Origin of the sequence: Allobosea eneae (assembly GCF_042657265.1) — a bacterium.
GTDB classification, from domain to species: Bacteria; Pseudomonadota; Alphaproteobacteria; order Rhizobiales; family Beijerinckiaceae; genus Allobosea; species Allobosea eneae.
Genome location: NZ_JBHSLW010000006.1, coordinates 52,562 through 65,458 on the forward strand (window position 1 = coordinate 52,562; position 12,897 = coordinate 65,458).

The 12,897-nt window shown below is 69.9% G+C and carries 12 protein-coding genes; 8 read left to right on the top strand and 4 right to left on the bottom strand.

Annotated elements, in window-relative coordinates; all coding sequences use genetic code 11:
• Window positions 1–31: 31 nt before the first annotated feature.
• From ACFPOB_RS04215 to ACFPOB_RS04230, 4 genes are read left to right on the top strand one after another with little or no spacing between them, the layout of a single operon-like run.
• Entirely contained in the window at window positions 32–433 is a 402-nt protein-coding gene (locus ACFPOB_RS04215; RefSeq protein WP_152012290.1) for a 6-pyruvoyl trahydropterin synthase family protein, read from the top strand.
• Complete coding sequence (locus ACFPOB_RS04220; RefSeq protein WP_377796150.1) at window positions 430–1,479, top strand: glycosyltransferase family 4 protein; 1,050 nt, start codon at window positions 430–432, stop codon at window positions 1,477–1,479. Before ACFPOB_RS04215 ends, ACFPOB_RS04220 begins: the two co-directional genes overlap by 4 nt.
• Window positions 1,476–2,312 (top strand): SAM-dependent methyltransferase, encoded by an 837-nt coding sequence (locus ACFPOB_RS04225; protein ID WP_377796152.1) that lies wholly within the window; start codon window positions 1,476–1,478, stop codon window positions 2,310–2,312. Before ACFPOB_RS04220 ends, ACFPOB_RS04225 begins: the two co-directional genes overlap by 4 nt.
• 51 nt (window positions 2,313–2,363) lie before the next feature.
• On the top strand, window positions 2,364–2,864 hold the full coding sequence (locus ACFPOB_RS04230) for a GNAT family N-acetyltransferase (protein ID WP_377796154.1): 501 nt from the start codon (window positions 2,364–2,366) through the stop codon (window positions 2,862–2,864).
• Window positions 2,865–2,987: 123 nt separating this feature from the next.
• On the opposite strand, the gene ACFPOB_RS04235 is transcribed toward ACFPOB_RS04230, so the two are convergent.
• From ACFPOB_RS04235 to ACFPOB_RS04250, 4 genes are read right to left on the bottom strand one after another with little or no spacing between them, the layout of a single operon-like run.
• Window positions 2,988–5,075, bottom strand: a complete 2,088-nt coding sequence (locus tag ACFPOB_RS04235) for a hypothetical protein (RefSeq protein WP_377796156.1) — start codon at window positions 5,073–5,075, stop codon at window positions 2,988–2,990.
• A gap of 18 nt (window positions 5,076–5,093) precedes the next feature.
• Window positions 5,094–7,922, bottom strand: coding sequence for a DUF4159 domain-containing protein (locus ACFPOB_RS04240; protein WP_377796157.1), 2,829 nt, complete (start codon window positions 7,920–7,922; stop codon window positions 5,094–5,096).
• Between the two features lie 13 nt (window positions 7,923–7,935).
• Complete coding sequence (locus ACFPOB_RS04245) at window positions 7,936–8,853, bottom strand: DUF58 domain-containing protein (protein WP_377796158.1); 918 nt, start codon at window positions 8,851–8,853, stop codon at window positions 7,936–7,938.
• A gap of 10 nt (window positions 8,854–8,863) precedes the next feature.
• Window positions 8,864–9,880: an AAA family ATPase gene (locus ACFPOB_RS04250; RefSeq protein WP_377796160.1), complete on the bottom strand. Its 1,017-nt coding sequence runs from the start codon at window positions 9,878–9,880 to the stop codon at window positions 8,864–8,866.
• Between the two features lie 156 nt (window positions 9,881–10,036).
• Here ACFPOB_RS04250 and ACFPOB_RS04255 point away from each other — a divergent pair, with 156 nt between their 5' ends.
• From ACFPOB_RS04255 to ACFPOB_RS04270, 4 genes are read left to right on the top strand one after another with little or no spacing between them, the layout of a single operon-like run.
• On the top strand, window positions 10,037–10,648 hold the full coding sequence (locus tag ACFPOB_RS04255; RefSeq protein WP_377796162.1) for a DUF1285 domain-containing protein: 612 nt from the start codon (window positions 10,037–10,039) through the stop codon (window positions 10,646–10,648).
• Entirely contained in the window at window positions 10,648–11,316 is a 669-nt protein-coding gene (locus ACFPOB_RS04260; RefSeq protein WP_377796164.1) for a CoA pyrophosphatase, read from the top strand. Before ACFPOB_RS04255 ends, ACFPOB_RS04260 begins: the two co-directional genes overlap by 1 nt.
• 26 nt (window positions 11,317–11,342) lie before the next feature.
• The gene (locus ACFPOB_RS04265) at window positions 11,343–11,615 is read left to right on the top strand and encodes a DUF6111 family protein (protein ID WP_092156051.1); all 273 of its coding nucleotides are present in this window, start codon (window positions 11,343–11,345) and stop codon (window positions 11,613–11,615) included.
• Window positions 11,612–12,844 carry a CCA tRNA nucleotidyltransferase gene (locus ACFPOB_RS04270; protein WP_377796166.1) on the top strand — a complete coding sequence of 411 codons (1,233 nt, stop codon included), beginning with the start codon at window positions 11,612–11,614 and terminating at the stop codon, window positions 12,842–12,844. Before ACFPOB_RS04265 ends, ACFPOB_RS04270 begins: the two co-directional genes overlap by 4 nt.
• Window positions 12,845–12,897 lie beyond the last annotated feature (53 nt).

Genomic DNA, 12,897 nt, shown 5'->3' on the forward strand with positions numbered 1-12,897 from the left:
CCAAGACTGCGGTCGCTGAAGGAGCCTGCCCATGTTTTCCGTCGAAGTTCGTGACCGCATCATGATCGGCCATTCGCTGCCCGATCCGTTCTTCGGCCCGGCGCAGGCGATGCACGGCGCGACCTTCGTCGTCGATGTCGCCTTCTTCCGCGAGAACCTGACCCGCCAGAATGTCGTCGTCGACATCGGCGCGGCGCTGACCGTGCTGAACGAGACGCTGAAGCCGCTGAACTACAAGAACCTCGACACGCTGCCGCAATTCGAGGGCGTGCTGACCACCACCGAATTCCTCTGCAAATACATCTTCGACGCGATGGCATTGGCGGCCCGCACCGGCAAGCTCGGGGCGGATGCCGCCGATCTCGCGAAGATCCGCGTCACGCTGCATGAGACCGATCTCGCCAGGGCGAGCTATGAGGGCGCGCTCGCGTGAGCGAGATCGCCTTCGCCATTCCCGGCGATCTCTCGCTGCCGACCGGTGGCTACGGCTATGATCGACGGCTGCTGGCGGAATGGCGGGAGATGGGCGTCGCGGCGCGGCACCTGCCTTTGCCTGGAAGCTTCCCCAATCCGAGCGAGGCCGACCTCGACGAGACCGGGCGAGCGATCCTGTCCACCCCCTATGACAGTGTGCTGCTGATCGACGGGCTCGCTTATGGCGCCTTCCCGGAAAGCGTCGCGGCCGGACTTGCAGGGCGCGTCGTCGCGCTGGTGCATCATCCGCTCGGGCTGGAGACGGACTTGACTCCGACACAGGCCACTGAGTTCGCCCGGCGCGAGACGGCGGCCTTGCGCCATGCGGCAGCGATCATCGCCACCAGCGAGACGACCAAGCGGCTGCTGGTCGCCGATTTCGCCGTGCCGGCGGAGAAGATCACCGTGGCCGAGCCGGGCGTCGATCCGGCGGAGCGGGCGGCCGGTTCCGGTGGTGAGACCGTCGAATTGCTCGCCGTCGGCTCGCTCGTGCCGCGCAAGGGCTACGGTGTCCTAGTCGCGGCGCTTGAAGGGCTGGCCGACAAGCCGTGGCGCCTGACCATCGTCGGAGCCGATGATCGCGCTCCTGCCACAACGGAAGCGTTGAAGGCGCAGATCGCCGCCGCCGGCTTGTTCGAGCGGATCAGGCTTACGGGGCCTCTAAGACAGGCCGAACTCGACGCGGCTTATGCCAGGGCCGACCTTTTCGTCATGCCCTCGCTGTTCGAGGGCTACGGCATGGTGCTGACCGAGGCATTGGCGCGCGGGCTGCCGATCCTGTGCACGACCGGCGGCGCGGCGGCCCGGACGGCGCCGGACGCGGCTGCGCTGAAGGTGCAGCCGGGCGATGTCGCGGCACTGCGTGCCGGGCTGGTACGGTTGTTGGATGACGAGCAGGAGCGCGTGCAGCGCTCCGATGCAGCCTGGCAGGCAGCCGGCACATTGCCGCGCTGGCGCTGGACTGCGACGATCGTCGCTGAAGTCTGTGCGAAGGTTATTCCATGAGCGGATTCTCCCCCGATTGGCTCGCCTTGCGCGAACCTGCCGACCATGCCGCCCGCAATCCGCAGGTGTTGGCGGCGGTCGGTTCGATCTTTTCAGGCAAGCAATCGCTATCGATCATCGACCTCGGCAGCGGCGCCGGCTCGAACCTGCGCGGCAGCTACAGTGTGCTACCGGCCCGCCAGCATTGGACCCTGGTCGATGCCGACAGTCGCCTGCTCTCGGTGGCGCGGCGCAAGCTCGCGCAATGGGCCGACGAGGCGCAGGAGCAGGGCGAGGAGCTCGTGCTGCGCAAGGACGACAAGACGCTGACAGTCGACTTCCGGCAGGTGGACCTGACCAAGGACCTCGAATGGGTGCTCGGCTGGCAGCCGGACCTGGTGACGGCCGCGGCGCTGTTCGATCTTGCCTCGGCGCGCTGGCTCGAGCGCTTCGTCGCCTCGCTCGTCAGCATGCGTTTGCCGCTTTATACCGTGCTGACCTATGACGGGCGCGAGAGCTGGCAGCCGGCGCATCCGGAAGACCAGCGCATGCTCACGGCCTTCCATCATCACCAGCGCGGCGACAAAGGTTTTGGTCCTGCTGCCGGGCCCGATGCCACGGAGGCGCTGGCGCAGGCTTTCCGCAAGGCCGGCACGGCAGTCACGGTCGGCGAGAGCCCATGGCAACTCGGCGCCGATCATGCCGATCTCGTTCGGGAACTGGCGGCCGGGATCGCCGCCGCCGTGACAGAGACCGGCCATATGTCGCCCGAGGCGATTGCGAGCTGGTTGGAAGCCAAGCGCGGCGCGTCCGTGACCATCGGCCATCAGGACCTGTGGGCACGCCCAGTTTGAAGCCAGCGCCATTGCCAAGCGCCGCGAATTCGGCCATTCGCGATTCCGACCATGACTTCGCTTCCCCTCACCATCCGCCAGGAACTGCCGGGCGACGCTGCGGCGATCGAGCGCCTGCACGAGCGCGCCTTCGGGCCTGGCCGCTATGCCCGCACTGCCTCGCGTCTGCGCGAAGGCGCGCCGCATGATCCGGCGTTGTCCTTCGCCAGCCATGTCGGCACCTTCCTGGTCGGCTCCGTCCGGGTGACGCCGATCCTCGCCGGCGGCGGGCCGGGGCTGATGCTTGGGCCGTTGACCGTCGATCCGGCCTTCGAGGGCCGCCGTATCGGCGCTGCGCTGATGAACGCCGCGATCGAGGCGGCGCGCACGCATGGCCACGAGCTGATCCTGCTGGTCGGCGATGCGCCCTATTACGCCCGCTTCGGCTTCAAGCCGGTGAAGCCCGGCCATCTCGTCCTGCCGGGGCCGGCCGATCCCGGGCGCTTCCTGGCGCTGGAGCTCAAGGACGGGGTTCTGGCGCAGCGCAACGGCGCGGTAGCGGCGCTCAGATAGGTAAGGGCGTCATTCTCGGGCGGAGCGAAGCGCAGACCCGAGAATCTCATGACGAGAACGCGCGAGGCAGGAGCCTCCTCCGGCCTGAGATGCTCGGGTCAAGCCCGAGCATGACGATCGTGGTCACGCCTCGCGCTTGAATCTCCGCCCGCTCTCGCCGATCCAGCCAGCGACCAGTGCGCCGAAGAGGATGGCAAGGCCGATCAGCCCGACGAAGAGCGGCGAGATCGAGACGCCGCGGACGATGCCGGAATCGCTGATGCGCAGGCCGATCCAGTCGGCACCGGCGAACTGCCGCCCGGAGCGGACCGGCACGATGCGCGGGATGGCGACGCCAGAGCCGGTCTCCTGGCCGATCCGGCGCGAGGAGCCGCCAGTCGCCTCGGCCAGGGCCTGGAGCTTGCCGGGATCGCTGACCACCTCCATGAGCTCGCGCGGATTCTCCGGGCCGACGCTGGCGAAGGCGGTGAGGTTCTCGGTGGTGATCTTGTGCAGGCCGAACTCGCTGGCCGCGGTGCGGGCGACGAAGAGGCCGGGGCGGCCGGCCTCGAAGGGCACGGTGCGGACCGAGCCGTCAGGCGCGGTGATCGTCGCCGGGGCCGGGCTCTCGCCGAGCGTCTGGCGCTCGATCTCGATGTTGCGGCCGCGGGCTGAGGCGCGCAGCGCTTCCTCTTCCAGGTCGGGCTCCTTCATCAGCCAGTGGCCGAGACGGCGCAGCAGATCGAGATGCGGACCGCCCTCGCGGAAGCCGCGGGCCCAGAGCCAGGCATGGTCGGAGAGGAAGAGCGCGACGCGGCCCTTCTGCTCGCGCGCCAGTAACAGCAGCGGTCGATCGCCGGGGCCGGTCATGACGGTCGAGCCCGAGCGGGCGCGGGCGCCGACGAGGCGCAGCCATTCGCCCCAGCGCGGCGGCTCGGCCTCCGAGCCCGGCAGGTCGCGCGTGACCGGGTGGCGCTTGCCGGGCTCGCTGACACGGGCACGATAGGCCTCGTCGAAGACGCTGCCATCGGGCTGCGCCGGCAGGATCTGGCCGAGCGGGGTGCGCGCCAGCGACTGGGCGCCGGAGTATTCTGGCCCGGCCGCGATCAGAAGCGCGCCGCCGTCGCGGACATAGCGGACGATGTTGTCGAAATAGACCAGCGGCAGGATCGACTGGTTGGCGTAGCGGTCGAAGATGATCAGGTCGAAATCCTTGATCTTGACCTGGAACAGCTCGCGCGTCGGGAAGGCGATCAGCGAGAGCTCGTTGATGGGCGTGCCGTCCTGCTTCTCCGGCGGGCGCAGGATGGTGAAATGGACGAGGTCGACATTGGCGTCGGCCTTGAGCAGGTTGCGCCAGGTGCGCTCGCCCGGATGCGGCTCGCCCGAGACCAGCAGCACGCGCAGCTTGTCGCGCACGCCTTCGATGGTGATGACCGCACGGTTGTTGGCGAGCGTCAGCTCGTTGTCGAGCGGGGCCGCTTCTATCTCGATGACGTTCGGGCCGCCGCGATCGATGCGGACCGGCACCTGGACCGTCTGGCCGGCGATCGCCTCGCGCCGCGCGATGATCTCGCCATCGCGGCGCACGGTGATCGCGGCACGACCCGGCCCGCCTTTCTCGACGACGCGCAGGCGGACATTCTGCTCCTTGCCGACGATGCCGAAGCGCGGCGAATCGACCAGCACGATGCGCCGATCGATCTCGCGCTCGCGGCCGGTGGTCAGCACATGCAAGGGAGCCCGCAGGCCGAGCGCCTCGGCCGTGGCGGGCGCGTCATGGGCAAGGCCGTCGCTCAGCACGATCGCGCCGGCGACGCGCTCGGACGGGACGTCGCCGAGGCCGGAGGCAAGCGCCTCGAACAGGCGGGTGCCGTCGCCGGCGCCCTGCTGGTCGGTGACCTCGATCGTACGGGCCTCGACACCCGCGATGCCGCGCAATTGCCGCTCGACCTCGGCCTGGGCCGCTTGCGTCTGCTGCGAGCGGTCGGCGAGGCGGTTCGAGGCGGATTTGTCGACGACGACGGCGACGACGTCCTTGACCGGCTCGCGATCCTCGAAGACGAGCGAGGGGTCGGCCAGGGCAATGGCGAGCACGGCGAGAGCCAGCGCACGCAGGATCGCGCTGCGTCCAGCCAGCACGAGCGCCATGCCGGCGGCGACTGCGGCCAGGACGGCAAGGCCGATCAGCAGCGGCAGCGGGACGAGCGGGGCGAAGGTCAGGCTCCACATGGGGCGGGATTTCCTTCGCTACTGACCGAGGCGTTCGAGCAGGGCCGGGACATGGACCTGGTCGGCCTTGTAGTTGCCGGTCAGCGCGTACATCACGAGGTTGACGCCGGCGCGCAGCGCCATCTCGCGCTGGCGCGGATCGGAGCCGGACATCGGCACGAGCGCCTCGCCGCGCCGCCCGACGGCCCAGGCGGAAGCGAGATCGTTCGAGGTGATCACGATCGGCGAGACATTGTCGCCGGCGCGGGCCGGGCGGCGGCCGTCCTCGCTGGCGGGCGGCAGCACCTCGACCCAGGTCGTGCCGGTGTCATAGCGGCCGATGAAGCCGTCGAGGATATAGAAGGTCTTGGTCAGGACGTGGTCGCGCGGAATCGGCTCAAGCTCGGGAATGTCGAGCGTCTGCAGCATGCGGCGGAGCTGATCGCCCTCGGGCGTGGTGCCGCCGCCGGGCCTCGTGCTCATCGCGTCGCGGGTGTCGAAGATCACCAGCCCGCCGCCCTTCATATAGGCCTCGATCTTGCGCAGCGTCTCGGCCGGGGGGATCGGCCGGCCGGCGACCACCGGCCAATAGAGGATCGGGTAGAGCGCAAGCTCGTCGCGAGAGACGTCGACGCCGGTGGCCTCGCCCGGCTCCAGCGCGGTGCGGGCGCCCAGGACGATGTTAAGACCGGCCATGCCGGCCTTGGACATGTCGTCGACCGTCCTGTCGCCAGTGAGGACATAGGCGAGGCGGGTCGCGCTCGCGGCGGTGACGAGATCGCGCGGCACCGGCGGCCGCTGATCGGCCGGCGGGGCAGGCGGGGCGGGCTGCTGCTGGGCTTGCGCCCTGTCTGGAACGGCAAGGGTCGCGACAGCAAAAGCGAGAAGCAGCGCAGCGGGCGCCGCCCGGCGGAAGCGGGCGAGGTTCATCCGGCCTCCGAGCCAGAGCGTCGCCAGCGTGTCGACGACGAGGAGGAGCAATGCCAGCACGAGGAGCTGCGGGCGGATGTCGCGGGCGACGGGCTGGTCGATCGGCAGCATCGGTGCGCCGAGCGCGGCGAGATCGAGTGCCGCCAGCGTGTCCGCCGGAGCCAGCGTGTTGACCGCCATCGCCCCGTCGGTCGGGCCGTAGATGCCGGGCGGGTGGGCGAGCGTGGCGCGGCCGGTGAAGTTGCGGGCGACAGGTTGTGCGGTCGCAGGAGGCGAGCGGAAGGCGCCCTGACCGTCGAGCACACGGGTCGGTGACAGGGTCTCGACCTTGATCTCGCCGCCCTGGCTCTCGGCGGAGCTCGTGCCGGACATGGCTACGACCTTGCGCAGCATTTCGACGAACAGGCCGGAGAGCGGCAAGTTCGACCAGGTCGTGTCGGCGGTGACATGGACCATGGCGAGCACGCCGTCGCCGCGGCGCTCGCCGGTGACGACCGGCGTGCCGTCCTCCAGAGCCGCCCAGGTCTTGCGGGCGAGGTCGGGCTCCGGCTCGGCCAGGATCTGGCGGGTGACGCGGACGTCCTCGGCGAGGGACGAGCCGAAGAAAGGGCTCTCGCGGGTGAAGGGCGCGAGCTTGCGCGGCGCTTCCCAGGACAGGCCGCCTCCGAGTGTGCGGCCGCCGCGGCGCAGGCGCACAGGCGTCAGCTCGTCGGAGGAGGCGGCAAGTCGGGCTCCGGCGAAGCGCAGCAGCACGCCGCCGCGCTCGACGAAGGTCGAGACCTTGGCGGCGGTGTCGCCGTCGAGCGCGCCGATATCGGCGAGGATCAGCACGGAGAGGTTTTGCGCCAGCAATTCGCCGACCGGGTCGGTCGAGCCGGCGCGAGGCTCGCGGATCTCCGCGAAGGGCGACAGAGCGCGCGAGACATAATAGGTCGGCGAGAGCAGCGGTTGGGCGGTGTCGGCGGTGGCGCCCGAGACGATGCCGACGCGGCGGCGCTTGGCCCGGTCGTCGAGCAGAGCGACGGCGCCGGCGCTGCGCTCGCCGGTGATCTCGAGCCGCGAGACGGCGTTGCGGACCTCGATCGGCAAGGTCAGCCGCGCGGTGGTCTCGAGCTCGTTGCCGCCGAAGACGAAAGGCGCGTCGCCAAGTGGCAGGCCCTTCAAGTCGAGCGCGCGGACCTGGCCGCTGGCTGCCGCATTCGTCGTCGGGCGCAGGACCTTGACGGTCAGCGCGCCGGCGAGGTTCTCAGGCGCGGCGAGGGCGCGCTGGTCGGCCGGGCCGGCATGGATCGAGAGCCGGTTGGCGCCGGCCTCCTGCTTCAGCCTAGCGAGGAAATCGGCATCGCCGGCACCGACGCCGAGTCCGTCGGCGACCCAGACCGTCTCGGCCTGGGGCTGGGCGCGCCAGAAGGCTTCGAGCCGCTGGAGATGGGCGCTGCGATCAGGTGCATGCGGCTGCAGGCCGAGTGCACGCAGGCGTTCGAGTGCGCCTTGCGGCTCGGCGAGCGCGATCTCGGCGGGCGCCTCGGCGAGGCCGACGACGGCGACGGGTCGGCCTTCGCGCCCCGCGGCCATGATGCGGCTCTCGGCGATGGCCTGGCGTTCCAGCCAGTCGGTCGCGGCCCCGAAGCCGTTGTCGACGAGGAGCAGCAGCGGGCCGCGCAAGGCGGCAGCATCGCGCACCGGATTCCAGATCGGGCCAGCGACGGCGAGGATCGCCAGAGCGGCCACCGCCATGCGCAGCGCCAGCAGCCACCAGGGCGTATGTGCCGGCGTCTCCCGCTGGGGAATCAGGTCGCGCACGATCTTGAGCGGCGGGAAGTCGATGCGCTTCGGTCGCGGCGGCGTCACCCGCAGGATCAGCCAGAGCACGGGCAGCACGGCCAGCGCGATCAGGGCAAGCGGCGCGGAGAAGGCGATCGGCAGCGATGAGAGCATCGTCCGTTCTCCCTCAACCCGCCGGGCCGCCGCGCGAGGCGGCGATCAGGCTGGCGATGCGCAGCACGCCTTCGCTGGCCGGTCGGTCGGTGCGGTGCAAGGTCAGCGTCCAGCCGGCATGGCGGCAGGCTTCGCGGATGGCGTCGCGATGGGCCTGCAGCCGCTCGCGATAATCCTCGCCCCATTTGCCGGCATCGCCGACCCGTAATGTCAGGCCGTCCTCGAGGTCGAACAATTCGGCCTGACCGGAAAACGGGAAGGTCTCCTCGATCGGGTCGGCGATGAGCAGGATATGCCCTCTGGCGCCGCTGCTCGCCAGCGTGGCGATGCGCTTGGCGAGCCCCGCGGCCGGCGTCAGGCCGTCGGTGATCAGGATCGCGTCGGCGAGGCGGGGCAGCGGCTCGTCCGGCGGCAGGTCGGCTTCGCCATTGCGGCGATCGGCCAGAATCGCCTGCGCCAGCATCTCGACGATGCGGCGCGAGGCCATCGGCCGGGTCAGGCCGAGATGGCCGACGCGCTCGCCGCCCTCGACCAGGGCCTCGGCCAGCGCGAAGCCGGCGATCAGGGCGCGGTCGACCTTGCTGGACTGCGCGAGCGAGGAGGAAAAGCCCATCGAGGCCGAGCGGTCTATCCAGAGCCAGATCGCGTGCGAGGCTTCCCATTCGCGCTCTCTGACGAAAAGGTGGCCGTCCCGGGCAGAGCGGCGCCAGTCGATGCGCGAGGCGGATTCGCCTGTCACCAGCGGCCGGTATTGCCAGAAGGTCTCGCCCGGGCCGGAGCGCCGGCGACCATGGATGCCGTGCACGCTGGCCGAGACCCGCCGCGCCTCCAGCACCAGCCGGGGCAGGCGGGCGGCGAGATCGAGCGAAGCCTTGAGGACCGGCTGGCCCGGCTGGCGCTCGGATTGGCCGAGGACGCGGGTGCGCAGCATCAGAATGCCCTCAACCCAGACGCTCCACGAGCTTGGCGACGACACCCTCGACCGTCTCGCCATCGGCGCGGGCGGCGAAGGTCAATGCGATACGATGCTTCAGAACGGGAGCGGCGAGCGCCGCGACGTCGTCGACCGACGGCGCGAGCCGGCCTTCGACGAGGGCGCGGGCACGGGCGGCAAGCGTCAGCGCCTGGCTGGCGCGCGGGCCGGGGCCCCAGGCGAGCTTGTCGGTGATTGCCTTCTCGCCGTCGCCAGGCCGGGCCGAGCGGACGAGGTCGAGGATCGCGTCGACCACCGCCTCGCCGACCGGCAGGCGGCGGACCAGGCGCTGCGTCGACATCAGGGTCTCGGCCGTCATCGCCTGCACCGGCTTGTGCTCGGCGGCGCCGGTGGTCTCCAGCAGGATGCGGCGCTCGGCCTCGCGGTCGGGATAGCCGACATCGATCTCCAGGAGGAAGCGGTCGAGCTGGGCTTCCGGCAGCGGATAGGTGCCTTCCTGCTCGATCGGGTTCTGGGTGGCGAGCACATGGAAGGGCGCCGGCAAATCGTGGCGCTCGCCGGCGACGGTGACGTGGTGTTCCTGCATCGCCTGCAGCAGCGCCGACTGGGTGCGCGGCGAGGCGCGGTTGATCTCGTCGGCCATCAGCAGCTGGGCGAAGACCGGGCCCTTGATGAAGCGGAAATGACGCTTGCCGCCCTCGCTTTCGTCGAGCACCTCGGAGCCGAGAATGTCCGATGGCATCAGATCGGGCGTGAACTGGACGCGGCGGGCCGAAAGGCCGAGCACCGTGCCCATCGCCTCGACCAGCTTGGTCTTGGCGAGGCCGGGCACGCCGACGAGAAGGCCGTGGCCGCCGGCGAGCAGCGTGATCAGCGAAAGATCGACGACCTTCTGCTGGCCGAAGATGACCTGGCCGATCTCGGTGCGGGCGGCGCCGATGGCGGCGAGAGCCGCCTCCGCCGCCTCGACCACGCCGGTGTCGAGGTTGATCGGGGCGTTGGCATCACGGGCTTGCGCCACCATGTCGATCTCCTTCAGCCTCGCCGTCGCGCGGCCTTGCTGTCCGATTCCAAACTCTGACCCTCGCAGGGAGCATGCTCAAGAGGCAGAGGGCGGCGGTGCACAACAGTCCGCTTCACGATTATGTAGAGTTCAAGGCGAGAGAACGATGCAACCGGCATGCCGATGACGAAAGCGCGAGGTGACGTGACGGCCGAGGCCGCAGGCGCGATGAATCGCCTGCTGGGCGCGCTCGGCACAGGCCCTGCCCGCGGGCTGCCGGCGGTGGAGCGCTGGAACCCGCCCTTCTGCGGCGATCTCGACATGCGCATCGCCGCAGACGGCACCTGGTTCTATTTGGGCACGCCGATCGGCCGGCCGGCGCTGGTCAAGCTGTTCTCCTCGGTGCTGAAGCGCGAGGGCGACGATTACTTTCTCGTGACTCCGGTCGAGAAGGTCGGGATCACGGTCGAGGATGCGCCGCTCCAAGCGGTCGAGATGGCGGTGGAGGGCGAGGGCGACAAGCGCAGCATCGCCTTCCGGACCCGCACCGACGACCTCGTCACGGTCGGGCCGGACAACGCCCTGCGTTTCGAGAGGGCTGCGAACGAGGGCGTGAAACCCTATGTGCATGTCCGGCGCGGGCTTTGGGCCCGGCTCACGCGGGCGCTGACCTATGATCTCCTGGCGCTCGGCGAGATCAGCGAGATCGATGGGCAGGCCCAGTTCGGCATCGCGGCCGGCGGTGCCTTCCATGTCGTCGCGCCGGCGAGCGAGATCGAGGGGTTGTGATGCAGCATCCTGCCAAGCAGCTTGCCGAGACGCCGTTCTGGACCGGCGGCGATATCGAGGCGCTGCTGCTGCGCGCCCTGCGGGCCGAGCCGCCGGCCCATGGCGACCTGATCGCGCGGCCGCGCGGCGATCACGATCTCCAGTCCGAGCCGATCGACATTCCTGACGAGGCGAGCGCGATCGAGGCGGCGGTGCTGATCCCGATCGTGCTGCATCCGGACGAGCCGACCGTGCTCCTGACCCAGCGCGCCGCAGCCCTGCGCAAGCATTCGGCACAGATCGCATTCCCGGGCGGGCGAATCGACGCGACCGATGGCTCGCCGCTGGTCGCGGCCCTGCGCGAGGCGGAAGAAGAGGTCGGGCTTGCTCCCGGCAAGGTCAGGGCGGTCGGCTATCTCGACGCCTATCTCACCGGCACCGGCTATCGCGTCACGCCGGTGGTCGGGCTGGTCGAGCCGCCGCTGACGCTGACGATCAACCCGCACGAGGTCGACGAGGCCTTCGAGACGCCGCTCGCCTTCCTGCTCGACCCGGCCAATCATCAGCGCCATGGCCGCGAATTCCGCGGGCGCTACCGCACCTACTATGCGATGCCGCATGGCGATCGCTATATCTGGGGAGCGACGGCCGGCATGATCCGCAATCTCTACGAGCGCCTGGCCGGCTGAAACGAGAGACCGGGACAGATTACCCAATGCTGCGCACGCTGATCGAGGAGTTTCTGCTCTTCGTCCTGCCCTTCTGCCTGTTCGCGGGCTATCTCGTGATCCGGCGGCGCAATCCGTTCGACGTCGAGCATTGGAGCCGCCATCTGTTCTGGCTGTCGGTGACCGGACTCCTGCTCGGGATCGGCTTCTTCATCTATACGGGCGTCGTCGCGCCGCGGCATACTGGCGCGTTCGTGCCGCCGCATGTCGAGAACGGCAGACTGGTCCCCGGCGAGTTCGATGACCGGCCGAAGCGATGACGGGGATTGAGCGGCAACGCCTTGCCGGACTGCTGGCGCGCGCCGATGTCGCTGCGCTGCTTTCCGCGCTGAACCGCGACGGCGAGGAGGCCCGCATCGTCGGTGGCGCGGTGCGCAATGCGCTGCTAGGCGAGCCCGTCGTTGATATCGACGTCGCCACGACCTGCCTGCCGCAGGAGACGATGCGGCGGGCGCGGGCTGCCGGCTTCAAGGCGGTGCCGACCGGGATGGAGCACGGCACCGTCACCGTGGTGATCGAGGGAGTGCCCTTGGAGGTCACGACGCTGCGGCGCGATGTCGAGACGGATGGCCGCCATGCCGTCGTCGCCTTCGGTCGCGACTTCCGCGAGGATGCGTTGCGCCGCGATTTCACGATCAACGCGCTTGGGCTCGATGCTGCCGGCGGACTGCACGACTATGCCGATGGGCTCGCTGATCTTGCTGTGCGTCGGGTGCGCTTCATCGGTGTGGCCGGCGAGCGGATCGCCGAGGACTATCTGCGCATCCTGCGCTTTTTCCGCTTCCATGCCCGCTATGGCATCGGCGAGCCGGATCGCGCGGCGCTCGATGCCTGTATCGCCGGGCGCCTCGGCCTCGGTGGATTGTCACGCGAGCGGGTCTGGGCGGAGCTGCGCAAGCTGCTCGCCGCGCCGCGTGCGGCCGAGACGCTGCAGGACATGGCTGGGGCTGGGCTGCTGATGCCGGTGATCGGCGGCGTGCCGCGCCTCTCGCGCTTCGCCGCAATCGCCGATGGGCCGGGGGCGGGCGTGTATCCCGCCTTCCGGCTGGCGGCCCTGGCGGTCACGGTCGGCGAGGATGCGCTCAGGCTGCGTGAGCGGCTGCGGCTCTCGAATGCCGAGTTCGAGCGGGTTTCCGGCATCGCCGCGGCGCTGGAGGCGCTTTCGGGGCGAGGGAAGCTGCTGGAGATCGCGAGCTTGCGTCGCCTGGCTCATCGCATCGGGATGGATTCGGTCGCGGGCGGGCTGGCGCTGCTGGGGACGGACGGTATGTCGGCTGATTTCCAAGCGCTGATCGCCGAGTTGGCGCGGACACCGCCTTTTTTGCCGACCGGGAAAGATGTGCTGGCGCTCGGCGTCAGCGCCGGCCCGCAAGTTGGCCAGATGCTCGATGCGGCGCGCGAGGCCTGGATCGAGGCCGGCTGCCCAGCCGGGCAGAATGAGCAGGCTGGACTGCTGGTCAGCGCGGTGTCGTCATTGCGCGGAGCGTAGCGACGAAGCAATCCAGGATGACGTGGAACTCTGCCGCTCCTGGATTGCTTCGC